General features: G+C 72.1%; 15 protein-coding genes. 5 read left to right on the top strand and 10 right to left on the bottom strand.

Features of this window, described 5'->3' with window-relative positions:
* Position 1 precedes the first annotated feature (1 nt).
* Positions 2–193, top strand: a complete 192-nt coding sequence (locus ACFPP6_RS03860) for a DUF397 domain-containing protein (RefSeq protein WP_382037206.1) — start codon at positions 2–4, stop codon at positions 191–193.
* Between the two features lie 123 nt (positions 194–316).
* Here ACFPP6_RS03860 and ACFPP6_RS03855 read toward each other — a convergent pair whose 3' ends face one another.
* The 5 genes from ACFPP6_RS03855 to hrcA all read right to left on the bottom strand — a co-directional run bounded on the left by ACFPP6_RS03855 (position 317) and on the right by hrcA (position 5,314).
* Entirely contained in the window at positions 317–1,063 is a 747-nt protein-coding gene (locus ACFPP6_RS03855) for a helix-turn-helix transcriptional regulator (protein WP_382037203.1), read from the bottom strand.
* Positions 1,064–1,118: 55 nt separating this feature from the next.
* Positions 1,119–1,871 carry a 16S rRNA (uracil(1498)-N(3))-methyltransferase gene (locus ACFPP6_RS03850; RefSeq protein WP_382037201.1) on the bottom strand — a complete coding sequence of 251 codons (753 nt, stop codon included), beginning with the start codon at positions 1,869–1,871 and terminating at the stop codon, positions 1,119–1,121.
* Positions 1,868–2,998, bottom strand: coding sequence for a nitronate monooxygenase (locus ACFPP6_RS03845; protein ID WP_382037706.1), 1,131 nt, complete (start codon positions 2,996–2,998; stop codon positions 1,868–1,870). Before ACFPP6_RS03845 ends, ACFPP6_RS03850 begins: the two co-directional genes overlap by 4 nt.
* A gap of 162 nt (positions 2,999–3,160) precedes the next feature.
* Entirely contained in the window at positions 3,161–4,297 is a 1,137-nt protein-coding gene (gene dnaJ, locus ACFPP6_RS03840) for a molecular chaperone DnaJ (protein ID WP_382037198.1), read from the bottom strand.
* Positions 4,298–5,314, bottom strand: coding sequence for a heat-inducible transcriptional repressor HrcA (gene hrcA, locus ACFPP6_RS03835; protein ID WP_058046900.1), 1,017 nt, complete (start codon positions 5,312–5,314; stop codon positions 4,298–4,300).
* 196 nt (positions 5,315–5,510) lie between these two features.
* Here hrcA and ACFPP6_RS03830 point away from each other — a divergent pair, with 196 nt between their 5' ends.
* Positions 5,511–6,263, top strand: a complete 753-nt coding sequence (locus ACFPP6_RS03830; protein WP_382037195.1) for an MBL fold metallo-hydrolase — start codon at positions 5,511–5,513, stop codon at positions 6,261–6,263.
* 5 nt (positions 6,264–6,268) lie between these two features.
* Entirely contained in the window at positions 6,269–7,099 is an 831-nt protein-coding gene (locus tag ACFPP6_RS03825) for a DUF3097 domain-containing protein (protein WP_382037193.1), read from the top strand.
* Between the two features lie 85 nt (positions 7,100–7,184).
* On the opposite strand, the gene hemW is transcribed toward ACFPP6_RS03825, so the two are convergent.
* The 3 genes from hemW to lepA form a co-directional block, all read right to left on the bottom strand.
* Positions 7,185–8,417 (bottom strand): radical SAM family heme chaperone HemW, encoded by a 1,233-nt coding sequence (gene hemW, locus ACFPP6_RS03820; RefSeq protein ID WP_382037190.1) that lies wholly within the window; start codon positions 8,415–8,417, stop codon positions 7,185–7,187.
* 128 nt (positions 8,418–8,545) lie between these two features.
* Positions 8,546–10,435 (bottom strand): AMP-dependent synthetase/ligase, encoded by a 1,890-nt coding sequence (locus ACFPP6_RS03815; protein WP_382037187.1) that lies wholly within the window; start codon positions 10,433–10,435, stop codon positions 8,546–8,548.
* Positions 10,436–10,698: 263 nt separating this feature from the next.
* Positions 10,699–12,561 carry a translation elongation factor 4 gene (lepA, locus tag ACFPP6_RS03810; RefSeq protein WP_382037185.1) on the bottom strand — a complete coding sequence of 621 codons (1,863 nt, stop codon included), beginning with the start codon at positions 12,559–12,561 and terminating at the stop codon, positions 10,699–10,701.
* A gap of 213 nt (positions 12,562–12,774) precedes the next feature.
* Here lepA and rpsT point away from each other — a divergent pair, with 213 nt between their 5' ends.
* Positions 12,775–13,041 (top strand): 30S ribosomal protein S20, encoded by a 267-nt coding sequence (gene rpsT, locus ACFPP6_RS03805; RefSeq protein WP_168097138.1) that lies wholly within the window; start codon positions 12,775–12,777, stop codon positions 13,039–13,041.
* A 300-nt stretch (positions 13,042–13,341) separates the two neighbouring features.
* On the opposite strand, the gene holA is transcribed toward rpsT, so the two are convergent.
* The gene (gene holA, locus ACFPP6_RS03800) at positions 13,342–14,328 is read right to left on the bottom strand and encodes a DNA polymerase III subunit delta (protein ID WP_382037181.1); all 987 of its coding nucleotides are present in this window, start codon (positions 14,326–14,328) and stop codon (positions 13,342–13,344) included.
* Between the two features lie 72 nt (positions 14,329–14,400).
* Between holA and ACFPP6_RS03795 the strand changes: the two genes are divergently transcribed.
* Positions 14,401–14,673, top strand: a complete 273-nt coding sequence (locus tag ACFPP6_RS03795; RefSeq protein WP_079110497.1) for a hypothetical protein — start codon at positions 14,401–14,403, stop codon at positions 14,671–14,673.
* A 1-nt stretch (position 14,674) separates the two neighbouring features.
* Here ACFPP6_RS03795 and ACFPP6_RS03790 read toward each other — a convergent pair whose 3' ends face one another.
* Complete coding sequence (locus ACFPP6_RS03790) at positions 14,675–15,544, bottom strand: arylamine N-acetyltransferase family protein (RefSeq protein WP_382037178.1); 870 nt, start codon at positions 15,542–15,544, stop codon at positions 14,675–14,677.
* Between the last annotated feature and the right edge of the window lie 3 nt (positions 15,545–15,547).

Raw genomic sequence — 15,547 nt, 5'->3', positions numbered from 1 at the left:
TGTGGCCACACTGCACTGGCAGAAGTCCTCCTACAGCGAGCACGGCAACTCTTGCGTCCACCTCGCCGCCACCGCCCCCGGCACCGTTCTCCTCCGCGAAAGCGACGCCCCCGGCGTCATCCTCGCCACAACCCCCGCGGCGCTCCGCCCCCTCGTCACCCGCATAAAAGCCGGAACGCTCAGCGCGAGCTGACCGGGTGGCCGCCGGTACCCCCGTATCCGGCGGCCGGCCCCGGCCGTTTCGTACGAGACAGCTTGGCCCACGCGCGTCCCACCGGGACATAGGAAGATCTTCCTACTCATGCCACCGCGGGCGTCACGCGACGAGCCCGCCCTGCCGGGCGACCATCAGCGTCGACACCCGATTGTTCGTGCCGAGCTTCCGATAGATCCGTTCCAGGTGACGGTTCACCGTGTGGGGCGAGATCGTCAGCCGGCGGGCGATCGCCGCGGCGGTGAGGCCTTCGGCCAGCAGGCCGAGGACCGTCGCCTCCCGCGGCGTCAGATCGCTTCCCACGGCGGGAACGACCGCGCTGCGCAGGCGGCGCAGTTCGTACACGTGGTTGGCCATGGTCTGGATGATCGGCTGCATGCGGGTCAGGAAGGCGAGGTCGCGGTCGCCGAAGTCGCCGCGGCGTCCTACGAGGGCGACGCACATCTTGCCGTCCTCGCAGGCGAGGGGGACGCCCACCTGCTGGGTGACGCCGAAGTCCCGGCGTGCTTCCCGGTACCACTGGGTGTTGCGCCAGTCGTCGCAGATGTCGGTGATCTTCACCGGGGCCTGCTCGGTCATCCCGTACTCCAGGAGCGGGTGGCCCTGGAGGATCCGCCGTTCGACGAGACCGTCGACGATCTTCGTCAGGGCGTCCGGCGCCCAGCCCCGTACCGATCCGGTGCCTTCCGCGATCCGCACCTCCGAGAAGGTCGCCGAGTCGCAGCCCAGCGAGTCCAGCAGTTCCCGGGCGATCAGGTGCCAGGCGGAGCCCAGATCCTCGTGCTCCAGGACCGCGACGACCAGGTCGAGCATGCGCCCGTAGTCCCGTGTGCGGAGTTGTGCTGCCATGGCAGAGCTCGCTCCCCCCTCGTGACCCCCGTCATCCTCATACTTCTCGAAGTCGTCAGGACCAGCGACCCGTACGCCCCAGCAGCAGCGCAGCCGCTGCCGTACCCGCGGTCGACGTGCGCAGGACGCTGGCGCCCAGGCGGTACGGCTTGGCGCCCGCCTCGGCGAACGCCGCGAGTTCCTCGGGGGAGACGCCGCCTTCGGGGCCGACCACGAGGACGATGTCGCCCGTCGCGGGCAGCGCGGCCGTGGCGAGCGCGGCGCTGTGGCCCTCCTCGTGGAGGACGGCGGCGAAGGCGGCACCGGCGAGCAGCCCGGCGACCTGCCGGGTCGTCATCGGCTCGGCGACGTCGGGGAACCGGAGGCGGCGGGACTGCTTGCCGGCCTCGCGGGCGGTGGCGCGCCACTTGCCGAGGGACTTCAGGCCGCGGTCGCCCTTCCACTGGGTGATGCAGCGGGAGGCGGCCCAGGGGACGATGGCGTCGACGCCGGTCTCGGTCATGGTCTCGACGGCGACTTCGCCGCGGTCGCCCTTGGGCAGGGCCTGGACGACCGTGATGCGGGGCTCGGGCTGCGGCTCGGAGCGTACGGACGTCACGGCGACGTCGAGCCGGTCCTTGCCCTCGACGGCGGCCACGGTGCCGAAGGCGCCCGTGCCCTGACCGTCCGTCAGGCCGATCTCCTCGCCGACCCGGAGGCGGCGGACGGAGACCGCGTGCCGCCCCTCGGGGCCGTCCAGGGGGAAGACGGTACCGGGGAAGACCCCCGTCAGGGCGTCCTCCTCGACCAGGAACACCGGCGCTGTCATGACTCGCTCCCTCGCATTTCGCTCCCCCGCGTCTCGCTCCCCCGTACCGTGCCCCGCTCCCCCGGCCCCGATGTGTCCCGTGCCGCGTCGAGTTCGGTGATGAGCGTCTCGATGAGCGCGGCGGCGGGCAGGGGCCGGACGAGGCGGTGGCCCTGGCCGGCCCACAGGGCCATGGCCTGCGGGTCGCCCGCTTCGGCGGCGGCCTTGCGCAGCCCTGCCGTCAGGTAGTGGACCTGGGGGTAGGCGGCGGGGGCGTACGGGCCGTGCTCGTGGATGAAACGGTTCACCAGCCCGCGGGCGGGGCGGCCCGAAAAGGCCCGGGTGAGCTCCGTACCGACGAACATCGGGTCGGTCAGGGCCTGTTTGTGCAGGGCGTGGGCGCCGGACTCGGGGCAGGCCAGGAAGGCGGTGCCGAGCTGCGCGGCGCTCGCGCCCGCGGCGAGGACGGCGGCTATCTGCTCGCCGCGCATCAGCCCGCCGGTGGCGATCACGGGGAGGTCGACGGCGGCGCGGACCTGGGCGAGCAGGGACAGCAGGCCGAGGCCCGCGCCCGCGCCGTCGGCGTGCGGGTCGTCGCGGTGGGTGCCCTGGTGGCCGCCGGCCTCGATGCCCTGGGCGCACACGGCGTGCGCACCGGCGTCGCGGGCGGCCAGCGCCTCGGCGGCCGAGGTCACGGTGACGACGGTCAGCGTGCCGGCGGCGGCGAGGGCGGCGACGGCCTCGGGCGAGGGGCAGCCGAACGTGAACGAGACGACCGGCACGGGGTCGTCGAGGAGGATCGCGAGCTTCGCGTCGTAGGCATCGTCGCCGCCGCGGTCCCGGTCGCCCAGCGGCGTCTCGTACCAGGCGGACTCGCCGGCGAGCTGCTCGGCGTAGACCTCGACGGCGGCCGGGTCGGCGGCGGGGGGCTGCGGCATGAACAGGTTCACGCCGAAGGGCGCGGCGGTGCGGGCGCGAAGCTGCTTGATCTCTTCGTACATCGCCGCAGGCGTCTTGTAACCGGCGGCCAGGAAGCCGAGGCCGCCGGCCTCGGACACCGCGGCCGCGAGGGCGGGCCCGGAGACGCCGCCGGCCATGGGCGCCTGCACGACCGGGTGCCGGCACAGGCCGGTGAGCGCGGAGGCCACCCTGGGTTCGTATGCCATGACCACATCGTGTCACAGACCATGTCAATCACCGGACGGGCTCGATCCGAGCCCGTCCGGTGAAAAAGACCACACAGGTCCGCAGAGGACCAAGGGGGGAAGCAGCCGGGCGCTCAGCGCCCGGAGCGACCCCCGGCCCAGCGCCTACCGCCCGTTGAACGCGTCCTTCAGCCGCGAGAACAGCCCCTGCTGCCCCGGCTTGAACTCGCCCATCGGCCGCTCCTCGCCCCGCAGCTTCGCCAGCTGCCGCAGCAGCTCTTCCTGCTGCGGGTCGAGCTTGTTGGGGGTGATGACCTCGACGTGCACGATGAGGTCGCCGCGCCCGCCGCCACGCAGGTGCGTGACGCCGCGCTGGTGCAGCGGGATCGACTGGCCCGACTGCGTGCCGGGCCGGATGTCGATCTCCTCGACGCCGTCCAGGGTCTCCAGCGGCACCTTCGTGCCGAGGGCCGCGGCCGTCATCGGGATGGTGACCGTGCAGTGCAGGTCGTCGCCGCGGCGCTGGAAGACCGGGTGCTGCTTCTCGTGGATCTCGACGTAGAGGTCGCCGGCGGGGCCGCCGCCGGGGCCGACCTCGCCCTCGCCCGCGAGCTGGATCCGGGTGCCGTTGTCGACACCGGCCGGGATCTTGACCGTCAGGGTGCGCCGCGAGCGGACGCGGCCGTCGCCGGCGCACTCCGGGCAGGGCGTGGGCACGACGGTGCCGAAGCCCTGGCACTGCGGGCACGGCCGGGAGGTCATGACCTGGCCGAGGAAGGAGCGGGTGACCTGCGAGACCTCGCCGCGACCGCGGCACATGTCACACGTCTGGGCGGAGGTGCCGGGGGCCGCGCCCTCGCCGCTGCAGGTGGTGCAGACGACGGCCGTGTCGACCTGGATCTCCTTGGTGGTCCCGAAGGCGGCCTCGTCGAGGGTCACTTCGAGACGGATCATGGCGTCCTGGCCGCGCCGGGTGCGCGAGCGCGGGCCGCGCTGCGACGCCTGTCCGAAGAAGGCGTCCATGATGTCGGAGAAGTTGCCGAAGCCCGCGCCGAAGCCACCGGCGCCGGCACCGCCGCCGGACGCGGAGAGCGGGTCGCCGCCGAGGTCGTAGACCTGCTTCTTCTGCGGGTCCGAGAGCACCTCGTAGGCGGCGTTGATCTCCTTGAACCGCTCCTGCGTCTTCGGGTCCGGGTTGACGTCCGGGTGCAGCTCGCGGGCGAGACGGCGGAAGGCCTTCTTGATCTCGTCCTGCGAGGCGTCGCGCCGTACGCCCAGGACCGCGTAGTAATCCGTGGCCACTTACGACTCCGCCAGGATCTGTCCGACGTAACGTGCCACTGCGCGTACCGCTCCCATCGTTCCGGGGTAGTCCATGCGGGTCGGTCCGACCACGCCGAGTTTGGCGACTGCCTCGTCGCCCGAACCGTAGCCGACGGCGACGACCGATGTGGAGTTCAGTCCCTCGTGAGCGTTCTCATGGCCGATGCGCACCGTCATCCCGGAGTCCTTGGCCTCGCCCAGCAGCTTCAGCAGGACGACCTGCTCCTCCAGCGCCTCCAGCACGGGCCGGATGGTGAGGGGGAAGTCGTGACCGAAACGGGTGAGATTGGCGGTGCCGCCGATCATCAGCCGCTCCTCGGTCTCCTCGACCAGCGTCTCCAGCAGGGTGGCCAGCACCGTAGAAACGGTTCCGCGGTCCTCCTGCTCGAAGGACTCGGCAAGATCCGCCACCAGCTGCGGGACGTCCGTGAACCGGCGGCCCACGACGCGGCTGTTGAGCCGCGCGCGCAGATCCGCGAGGGAGGTCTCGCCGATGGGGGCCGGGCAGTCGATCATGCGCTGCTCGACCCGCCCGGTGTCCGTGATCAGCACGAGCATGACGCGGGCCGGGGCCAGCGAGAGCAGCTCCACGTGGCGCACCGTCGAACGGGTCAGCGACGGATACTGCACCACCGCGACCTGCCGGGTCAGCTGCGCCAGCAGGCGGACCGTGCGGCCCACGACGTCGTCCAGGTCGACGGCGCCGTCCAGGAAGTTCTGGATGGCGCGCCGCTCCGGCGTCGACAGGGGCTTGACGCCCGCCAGGCGGTCGACGAAGAGCCGGTAGCCCTTGTCGGTCGGGATGCGGCCGGCGCTGGTGTGCGGCTGGGCGATGAAGCCCTCCTCCTCCAGCGCGGCCATGTCGTTGCGCACCGTGGCCGGGGAGACGCCCAGCCGGTGCCGCTCGGTGAGGGCCTTGGAGCCGACCGGCTCCTCGGTGCCCACATAGTCCTGGACGATGGCGCGCAACACCTCGAGCCTGCGTTCGCTCAGCATCGCGCGCACCTCCAAGTCCAGACCGTCTTACGGGGCCCGTTCCTGGCACTCAGCAGTCGCGAGTGCCAAAGCCCTCCAGCCAGTGTACGGCCGTGCACCACAGGCAGGGCAAGAGCCGTCCCCGCCGCGTGCCCGCGGCAGGACGCCGGAGGACGCCGGACGGGCAACCGTACCGCGCTCCCGCTAGCGTCCTGGTATGGACAGCGGTCAGCAAGGCCACGGGGATGCAGCACGGTGGGAACGGCTCGCGCCGGGCGTCGCGCGCCGCCGAATGCCGACGTGGGACGCCACCGTCGGGGCCGTCGTGGGCAGTACGGGCGTGCTGCTCGTGGACACCGGCTCGACGGTCGCGGAGGGCGCGGAGCTCGGGCACGAGGTGCGGGAGCTGTTCGGCCGGGGAGTGACGCATATCGCTCTGACGCACCCCCACTTCGATCACGTCTTCGGCACGGCGGCCTTCCCGGGCGCGGAGGTGTACGGGGCCGTGGGCGCCGCCGAGCTGATGCGGCGCGAGCGCGAGGAGCTGCGCCTGGACGCGGAGCGGTACGGGCTCGCGCCCGGGGCCGCCGCGGAGGCCGCCGAGCGGCTCGTCACGCCCCGGCACCCGGTCAGCGGGGAGCTGACGCTGGACCTGGGCGGCGGGCGCCAGGCGCTCCTCGCCAACCTCGGGCCCGGCCACACCGCGCACGACCTGGCGGTCTTCGTCGCGGGCGCGGGCGGGGCGCCGGAAGTCGTCTTCTGCGGGGACCTGGTGGAGGAGTCCGGCGAGCCCCAGGCCGGGCCGGACGCGCTCCCCCACCGGTGGCCCGCGGCCCTGGACCGGCTGCTGGCGCTCGGCGGCGAGGACGCGCTGTACGTGCCGGGGCACGGGGCGGTGGTGGACGCGGCGTTCGTACGGGCGCAGCGGGACGCCTTGGCGGCGCGCTTCGGCGTGTCCCGGGAAGAATGATCGGCATGCGCAGCAGACAGTACGGACCGGACCTGACCCCTCCGTGGAAGCGGAACACGCCCGTGCCCGAGGTGCCGGCCGAGGCCGACCTCGTGGTCGAGGAGGTCACCACGGGTTTCTGCGGGGCGGTGATCCGGTGCGAGAAGACGGCGCAGGGGCCGGTGGTCACCCTGGAGGACCGCTTCGGCAAGCACCGGGTCTTCCCGATGGAGCCCCGCGGCTTCCTGCTGGAGGGGCGCGTCGTCACCCTCGTACGCCCCGCCACGGGCGCGGCACGCGCTCCTCGGGGGCCCGCGCGGACCGCCTCCGGCTCGATCGCCGTCCCCGGGGCGCGGGCGCGCGTCGCCCGGGCGGGCCGCATCTACGTGGAGGGCCGCCACGACGCCGAGCTCGTGGAGCGGGTGTGGGGCGACGACCTGCGCATCGAGGGCGTGGTCGTCGAGTACCTGGAGGGGATCGACGACCTCCCGGCGATCGTCCGCTCCTTCGCCCCCGGGCCGGACGCCCGGCTGGGCGTCCTGGTGGACCACCTCGTGCCGGGGTCGAAGGAGTCCAGGATCGCGGCGGAGGTGACGGGTGAGCACGCGCTGGTCGTGGGTCACCCGTACGTGGACGTGTGGGAGGCGGTGAAGCCGTCGTCCGTGGGCATCCGGGAGTGGCCGCGGGTGCCGCGGGGGCAGGACTGGAAGACGGGGGTTTGCCGGGCGCTGGGGTGGCCGGAGAACACGGGCGCCGCGTGGCAGCGGATCCTTTCGGGCGTGCGCTCGTACAAGGATCTTGAGCCGGAGCTCCTGGGCAGGGTGGAGGAGCTGATCGATTTCGTGACGGCTCCATAGCCGCGGCTCCGCCCGATGCCGGACGGCTAAAGATTTTTAGCCGTCCGGCGATTGAGGACCGGGTCCGGGGCAGAGCCCCGGGACCTCAGTCCACCAGGTCCCGCACCACCGCGTCCGCCAGCAGCCGACCCCTCAGGGTCAGGACCGCACGACCCTCCTCGTACGGCCCCGGCTGCAGCAAGCCGTCCGCCAGGGCGCGCGTGGCCGCCGCCGCCCCCGCAGGGCGCAGGAGGGAGAGCGGGCACCCGTCCACCAGCCGCAGCTCCAGCAGGATCCGCTCGACCCGCTGGTCCTCCTCCGGCAGGACCTCCCGGCCCGCCCCCGGGGAGCGTCCCTCGGCCAGCGCCTGCGCGTACGCGCCCGGGTGCTTGACGTTCCACCACCGCACGCCCCCCACGTGGGAGTGCGCGCCGGGCCCCGCGCCCCACCAGTCCGCCCCGCGCCAGTAGAGCTCGTTGTGGCGGCAGCGGCCGGCGTCGGTCGTGGCCCAGTTGGAGACCTCGTACCAGGAGAAGCCCGCGGCCGTGAGCGCCTCCTCGGCGATGAGGTAGCGGTCGGCGTGGACGTCGTCGTCGGTCATGGGGACCTCGCCGCGGCGGATGCGGCGGGCCAGCTGGGTGCCCTCCTCGACGATCAGCGCGTACGCGGAGACGTGGTCGGGGCCGGCGCCGATCGCCGCGTCGAGGGAGGCGCGCCAGTCGTCGTCCGACTCCCCGGGGGTGCCGTAGATCAGGTCGAGGTTGACGTGCTCGAAGCCGGCCGCGCGCGCCTCGCCGACGCACGCCTCGGGGCGGCCGGGCGTGTGCGTGCGGTCGAGGATCTTCAGGACGTGCTGGCGGGCGCTCTGCATGCCGAAGGAGATCCGGTTGAAGCCGCCCTCGCGCAGCTCCGCGAGGTAGCGCGGGTCGACGGACTCCGGGTTGGCCTCGGTGGTGACCTCCGCGCCGTCCGCGAGGCCGAACTCGTCGCGGATCGCCGCGAGCATCCGCACGAGGTCGGCGGCGGGCAGCAGCGTGGGCGTGCCGCCGCCGACGAAGACGGTCTCGACGGGGCGCGGGTCGTCGCCCAGGACCTTCCGTGCGAGGCGGATCTCCTCGGCGACCGTCTCGGCGTAGTTGTCCCGCGAGGCGAGCGCGCCGCCGGAGCCGCGCAGCTCGCTCGCGGTGTACGTGTTGAAGTCGCAGTACCCGCAGCGCGTCGCGCAGTAGGGCACGTGCAGGTAGAACCCGAGCGGCCGCTGCCCGGCGCCGGCAAGGGCGTGACCGGGCAGGGCCCCGTCCTCGGGCATGGGTTCGCCGTCAGGCAGTACGGAAGGCATGGGTCCATTGTCCGGCATCGCCGGAGCGGACCTGCCGGGCCGGAAACCGCCCCGGTCCGGACCGGCCGGGTCACCGCCCGGAGGGGCCGCCCCGGGACACCTCCCGAGGAGTGATCACCCCGCGGCGGTCACTTCTCGCGAGCCCCCTCGTACATCTCCTCGATCAGGTCCTTGTAGCGCCGCTCCACGACCGGCCGCTTCAGCTTCAGGCTCGGCGTGAGCTCGCCGTGCTCGACGTCGAGGTCGCGCGGCAGCAGCCGGAACTTCTTGATCGTCTGCCAGCGCTGCAGGCCCTCGTTGACCCGCTCGACGTAGCCCTCGACGAGCTCGGTGGTCCGCGGGTCCGCGACGACCTCGGCGTAGGACCTGCCCGCCATGCCGTGCTCGGCGGCCCAGGTCATGAGGGTGGGCTCGTCGAGGGCGAGGAGCGCGGTGCAGTAGTTGCGGTCGGCGCCGTGCACGACGGCGTTGGAGACGAAGGGGCACAGGGCCTTGAAGCGGCCCTCGATCTCGGTCGGTGCGACGTACTTGCCGCCCGAGGTCTTGATCAGGTCCTTCTTGCGGTCGGTGATGCGCAGGTAGCCGTCGGGCGAGAGCTCGCCGATGTCGCCGGTGTGGAACCAGCCGTCGCTCTCCAGGACCTCGGCGGTCTTCTCGGGCAGGCCGTGGTAGCCGGCCATGACGCCGGGGCCGCGCAGCAGGATCTCGCCGTCGTCGGCGATGCGGACCTCGGTGCCGGGCAGCGGCTTGCCGACGGTGCCGGTGCGGTAGGCCTCACCGGGGTTGACGAAGCTGGCGGCGCTGGTCTCGGTGAGGCCGTAGCCCTCCAGGATGTGGATGCCGGCGCCGGAGAAGAACAGGCCGATGTCCACGGGCAGCGCGGAGGCGCCGGAGATGCAGGCGCGCAGCCGGCCGCCGAAGGCCTCGCGGATCTTGGCGTAGACGAGGGCGTCGGCGATCCTGTGCTGCGCGGCGAGGCCGAAGGGGACGGTCTTGCTGCCGGTGCGGCGGAAGTTCTCCTGCGAGACCCTGGCGTACTCGCGGGCGACCTCGGCGGCCCAGCGGAAGATCTTGTACTTGGCCCCGCCGCCCTCGCGGGCCTTGGCCGCGACGCCGTTGTAGACCTTCTCGAAGATGCGCGGGACGGAGGCCATGTAGGTGGGCCGGACGACCTTGAGGTTCTCGGCGATCCGGTCCTGCCGCCCGTCGACGGCGGTGACGTGCCCGGTGCTGATCTGGCTGCAGGTCAGCACCTTGCCGAAGACGTGGGCGAGCGGCAGCCACAGGAACTGCACGTCGTCGGGGCGGACCATCTCGGTGGCCTGGATGGCGCGCGCCATGTACGACCAGGTGTCGTGGGGCAGGCGGACGCCCTTGGGGCGGCCGGTGGTGCCGGAGGTGTAGATGAGCGTCGCGAGCTGCTCGGAGCGCAGGGCCGCGATCCGGTCGCGGACGGTGCCGGGCTCGGCCTCCAGGCGGGCGGCGCCGCGCCGCTCCAGCTCGGCGAGGGAGAGCACCCAGCCCTCGGGGTCGCCGTCGGCGGGGACCGCGTCCTCCTCGTCGATGACGACGACGTGGGCGAGTCCGGGCAGGTCGGCGCGGTGCTCGCGGGCCTTGGCGAGCTGGGCCGCGTTCTCCGCGATGAGCACCCGGCTCTCGGAGTCGGAGAGGATGAACGCCGTCTCCTCGGCGTTGGTGCTGGGGTAGACCGTGGTCGTCGCGGCGCCGGAACAGAGCACTCCGAGGTCGGCGAGGATCCACTCCACGCGGGTGGCGCTGGAGAGGGCGACGCGCTCCTCGGCCCGTACGCCGAGGTCGGCGAGGCCCGCGGCGATCGCGAAGATCCGCCCCGCTGCCTCACCCCAGGAGAGCGAGGCCCAGGTCTCGGCGCCCTGGCCGGAGGGGGCGGGGACCGGGTAGCGGTAGGCCTCCGCGCCGGGGGTCGCCTCGACGCGTTCGAGGAGGATCGTCGCCACGGAGGGCGGCCGGTTCTCGATCAAAGCCTGTGTCTCGGTCACGGCGTCCTCCGGGGCCCGATCGTTGCTGGTGACTCACGAGTAACCTTCCAAGCAGTGATCAGCGTAAGCCGCTCGGGCCCGCTGCGTAAGGGCCTGGGATGGGCTTGTCGAAGCTGTGACCAGCAGGCGCGCCCCCTGCGCGGCCAATGACGCAAAAGCGCCCGTCCCCCGGGGGGAACGGGCGCTTTCGGAGCGCTGCGAGGCCGGTGCCGGCACCTGCCGGCGGGCACCGGCGGGTGTCCGCCGGGCGGGCTCCGCCGGGGTTACTTCTTGCCCTTCTCCCCGGACTCGTCGCTGGACAGCACCGCGATGAAGGCCTCCTGAGGGACCTCCACGCTGCCGACCATCTTCATGCGCTTCTTGCCTTCCTTCTGCTTCTCCAGCAGCTTCCGCTTACGGGAGATGTCACCGCCGTAGCACTTGGCGAGGACGTCCTTGCGGATGGCGCGGACCGTCTCACGGGCGATGACGCGGGAGCCGATCGCCGCCTGGATCGGCACCTCGAAGTTCTGCCTCGGGATGAGCTCGCGCAGCTTGGCGACGAGCCGCACGCCGTAGGCGTAGGCCTTCTCCTTGTGCGTGATCGCGGAGAAGGCGTCGACCTTGTCGCCGTGCAGCAGGATGTCGACCTTGACCAGGTCGGCGGTCTGCTCGCCCGTGGGCTCGTAGTCGAGGGAGGCGTAGCCGCGGGTCTTGGACTTCAGCTGGTCGAAGAAGTCGAAGACGATCTCCGCGAGGGGGAGGGTGTAGCGCAGCTCGACCCGGTCCTCGGAGAGGTAGTCCATGCCCAGCATGGTGCCGCGGCGGGACTGGCAGAGCTCCATGATCGCGCCGACGAACTCGGTGGGCGCGAGGACGGTCGCCTTGACGACCGGCTCGTGCACCTCGGCGATCTTGCCCTCGGGGAATTCGCTCGGGTTGGTGACGACGTACTCGGCGCCGTCCTCCATCCGCACGTTGTAGACCACGTTGGGCGCGGTGGCGATGAGGTCCAGGCCGAACTCGCGCTCGAGCCGCTCACGGACCACGTCGAGGTGGAGCAGGCCGAGGAAGCCGACGCGGAAGCCGAAGCCGAGGGCGGCCGAGGTCTCCGGCTCGTAGACCAGCGCGGCGTCGTTGAGCTGGAGCTTGTCGAGGGCCTCGCGCAGCTCCGGGTAGTCCGAGCCGTCCAGCGGGTACAGGCCCGAGAAGACCATGGGCTTGGGGTCCTTGTAGCCGCCCAGGGCCTCGGTGGCGCCGTTCTGCTGGGAGGTGATCGTGTCACCGACCTTGGACTGCCGGACGTCCTTCACACCGGTGATGATGTAGCCCACCTCGCCGACGCCCAGGCCGTCGGCCGGGAGCATCTCGGGCGAGTTGGTGCCGATCTCCAGCAGCTCGTGGGTCGCGCCGGTCGACATCATCTTGATGCGCTCGCGCTTCTTGAGCTCGCCGTCGACGACACGGACGTAGGTGACCACGCCGCGGTAGGAGTCGTAGACCGAGTCGAAGATCATCGCGCGGGCCGGGGCGTCCTTGACGCCGACCGGCGCCGGGACGTCGCGGACGACGCGGTCGAGCAGCTCGGGCACGCCGACGCCGGTCTTGGCGGAGACCTTCAGGACGTCCTCGGGGTCGCAGCCGACGAGGTTGGCGAGCTCGGCGGCGAACTTCTCCGGCTGGGCGGCAGGCAGGTCGATCTTGTTGAGGACCGGGATGATCGTGAGGTCGTTCTCCATCGCCAGGTAGAGGTTGGCGAGGGTCTGGGCCTCGATGCCCTGCGCGGCGTCGACCAGGAGGATGCAGCCCTCGCACGCGGCGAGCGAGCGCGAGACCTCGTAGGTGAAGTCGACGTGACCAGGGGTGTCGATCATGTTGAGGATGTGGGTGTTGCCCTCGTCCTCGGTGGGCGCCCACGGCAGACGGACCGCCTGGGACTTGATCGTGATGCCGCGCTCGCGCTCGATGTCCATCCGGTCGAGGTACTGCGCGCGCATCTGCCGCTGGTCGACCACGCCGGTCAGCTGAAGCATCCGGTCGGCGAGCGTCGACTTGCCATGGTCGATGTGCGCGATGATGCAGAAGTTACGGATCAGAGCCGGGTCGGTACGGCTCGGCTCGGGCACGTTGGTAGGGGTCGCGGGCACGCAGGATCCATTCGGTGACTTCGGCGCTTGAACGCCAGTCTCGGCGGGAGTCGGGTATACGACTCCCCCATCGTCCCATGACCGGCGGGCTCGGTCCGGTTTGGGCGGCCGGAGGGGCTACTGGTAGCCTGGTCCACTGTGCCTGTCGTGCCCTCTACACGGTGGTCACACCACGCAGTACTCGAAATCCAACGAACCTGAAAAGGCTCTTTCGTGGCGAACATCAAGTCCCAGATCAAGCGGAACAAGACCAACGAGAAGGCGCGCCTGCGCAACAAGGCCGTCAAGTCCGCGGTCAAGACCGCTGTCCGTGCGGCCCGCGAGGCCATCGTCGCCGGTGACGCCGCCAAGGCCACCGCCGCCGTTGCCCTGGCCGGCAAGAAGCTCGACAAGGCCGCCACCAAGGGTGTCCTGCACAAGAACGCCGCCGCCAACAAGAAGTCGGCGCTGGCCAAGCAGGTTGCCGCCCTCAAGGGCTGAAGCCTTTCCGGGGCGTGAGCCCCGGTCCTTCGCCGGCACCGGACCCAGCGGACCCTCTCTACCGCTCCGGTACGGCACCCCGCCGCGCACGGTCGTTCGCCACGCGGGCGCGGCATGAGCCTCACGGCTCGATGAACGAACCCGGGCCCCGGGTCACCCTTTCCCCAAGGGTGGCTCGGGGCCTTCGGGGTTTCCGGGGTTTCAGGGCCTCGAACATCCTTGATCGCCGAAGGGGTCAGAACATGTTCTGACCCCTTCGGCGATCAAGGGGCAGTGCCCGATGACGATGCCCGAGGACGCTCAGCCGCGGCTACGGGCCGCCCGGGCCACCGCAACGACCGCCTTCTCCAAGGCGTACTCGGGATCATCGCCCCCGCCCTTGACGCCCGCATCCGCCTCCGCGACGGCGATCAGCGCCGCGGCCACGCCGTCCGCCGACCAGCCCCGCATCTGCTGCCGCACCCGGTCGATCTTCCACGGCGGCATCCCGAGATCCCTGGCCAGGTCCCCCGGCCGGGCCCCGCGGGGGGCGGAGGCGAGCTTGCCGATGGCGCGGACGCCCTGGGCGAGCGCGCTCGTGATCAGGACGGGCGCGACGCCCGTGGACATCGACCAGCGCAGCGCCTCCAGCGCCTCGGCGGTCCGCCCCTCCACCGCGCGGTCGGCGACGGTGAAGCTGGAGGCCTCGGCGCGGCCCGTGTAATAGCGGCTGACGACGGCGGCGTCGATCGTGCCGTCGATGTCGGCGACGAGCTGCGTGCAGGCGCTGGCCAGCTCCCGCAGGTCGCTGCCGATCGCATCCACCAGGCTCTGGCAGGCCTCGGGCGTCGCGGAACGGCCTGCCGCCCGGAACTCGCCCCGCACGAATGCCAGCCGGTCGGCAGGCTTGGTCATCTTGGGGCAGGCGACCTCGCGCGCCCCGGCCTTGCGCGCGGCGTCCAGCAGGCCCTTGCCCTTGGCGCCACCCGCGTGGAGCAGCACCAGGGTGATCTCCTCGGCGGGCGCGGAGAGATACCCCTTCACGTCCTTGATCGTGTCCGCGGAGAGGTCCTGGGCGTTGCGGACGATCACGACCTTGCGCTCGGCGAAGAGCGAGGGGCTGGTCAGCTCGGCGAGGGTGCCCGGCTGGAGCGCATCGGGGGTGAGGTCGCGGACGTCGGTGTCGGCGTCGGCGGCGCGGGCGGCCGCGACCACCTCCCGGACGGCGCGGTCCAGCAGGAGATCCTCCTGGCCCACGGCGAGCGTGAGGGGGGCGAGCAGATCGTCGGTTGCAGTCTTCCTGGCCATCGCGTCCAGCATCCCACGCGCTACTGACACCTCCCCCCGCGCAGCCGTCCCCCGGTATCGCACAATGTGCGTGTGAGCAGCCGTTATCTCTCTTCAGACACCGATTCCGTACGACACCTCCTGGTGCTTCCCGACCGCGACGCCGCCGAGGAGGCGGCCGAGGAGGCCGCCCAGCGCTTCACCCTGGACGACGACCCGCAGATAGTGCGCGAGGCGCTGGCCGGCGAGGACGACGCCGAGGACGCCCAGTGGCTGGTCGTCCTGGAGGACCCGGAAGGGGAACTCGACCTCGCCGCCCTGCGCGAGCTCGCCGAGGAGTACGACGGCTGGCTCGAAAGGGAGTGACTCACCCCTCCGCGGGGACCGGACCGCCCGGCGGCGTCCCGCCCGCCTGCGCCCCGGCCTCCTGCGGACCGCCCGCCTGCGACGGGCGTGCCTGCGACGGGCCCGCCGGCGGTACGCGCTCCAGCTCGATGCCGAAGTGCTCCCGGAAGGCGGGCAGGATCTCCTCCTCCGTCAGCGCCAGCACCTGACGGCCCGTCGGGCCGGTGGTCACCAGGGTGCGGTCGCTGATGGTGACCCGGCCCTCGCCGGCGAGCATCGAGCAGATCACCGCCCGGGTGAAGAGGGACTCGGGCGAGGTGCGGTGCCACCAGCAGCCGCCCTCGAAGTCCGCCAGCTCCCGGGGCCGGCGTTCGAGGCGGTACTGCAGCTCACCGTCCTTGATGACGTCGAGGTCCCCCTCCTCGGTCTCGGCTATCCGGAAGGTCCCGGCGGGGTCGGACTGTTCCCCCCGCTCGTCGAAGCGCAGCGGGTAGTGGCTGTTCCTTCCGAAGCCGATGTCCACCAGCCACGGCTCCTCGGCGTCGACCCGCAGCGCGAGGTGGTCGAAGGGCGGCCCGAACGAGCCGTCGGGCCCCACCACCCGCCCGGCCAGCAGCGTGACCCGGTAGCCCAGGGCGCTCAGCAGCGCGGCGAAGGCGCCGTTGAGTTCGTAGCAGAATCCGCCGCGCCCGGCGGTCACCTTGGCCACCAGGGCGGCGGGGTCCAGCACGACCTCCTCGCCCAGGTGGACCGAGAGGTTCTCGAAGGGCACCGCCTGCAGGTGGCGGATGTGGAGCTCCCGCAGCGCCTCCAGGTCCGGCGCGGAGGGGCGGGTGACGCCGATGCGGCTCAGGTAGGCGTCGACCGCCTCGCCGCTGATGATCTTGTCCATGGG

This window comes from Streptomyces aureoversilis (assembly GCF_042657885.1).
Lineage (GTDB): Bacteria > Actinomycetota > Actinomycetes > Streptomycetales > Streptomycetaceae > Streptomyces > Streptomyces aureoversilis.
Note: the sequence above shows the minus strand (reverse complement) of the source record. Positions and strands in the feature narration are given on the sequence as shown.

What these genes read in the sequence shown, in the direction of transcription:
- ACFPP6_RS03790 (WP_382037178.1), bottom strand. Translation starts at nt 15,544, where the DNA reads ATGGACAAGATCATCAGCGGCGAGGCGGTCGACGCCTACCTGAGCCGC.
- ACFPP6_RS03855 (WP_382037203.1), bottom strand. Translation starts at nt 1,063, where the DNA reads ATGGCAGCACAACTCCGCACACGGGACTACGGGCGCATGCTCGACCTG.
- hemW (WP_382037190.1), bottom strand. Translation starts at nt 8,417, where the DNA reads ATGCCTTCCGTACTGCCTGACGGCGAACCCATGCCCGAGGACGGGGCC.
- ACFPP6_RS03825 (WP_382037193.1), top strand. Translation starts at nt 6,269, where the DNA reads ATGCGCAGCAGACAGTACGGACCGGACCTGACCCCTCCGTGGAAGCGG.
- hrcA (WP_058046900.1), bottom strand. Translation starts at nt 5,314, where the DNA reads ATGCTGAGCGAACGCAGGCTCGAGGTGTTGCGCGCCATCGTCCAGGAC.
- holA (WP_382037181.1), bottom strand. Translation starts at nt 14,328, where the DNA reads ATGGCCAGGAAGACTGCAACCGACGATCTGCTCGCCCCCCTCACGCTC.
- ACFPP6_RS03850 (WP_382037201.1), bottom strand. Translation starts at nt 1,871, where the DNA reads ATGACAGCGCCGGTGTTCCTGGTCGAGGAGGACGCCCTGACGGGGGTC.
- ACFPP6_RS03830 (WP_382037195.1), top strand. Translation starts at nt 5,511, where the DNA reads ATGGACAGCGGTCAGCAAGGCCACGGGGATGCAGCACGGTGGGAACGG.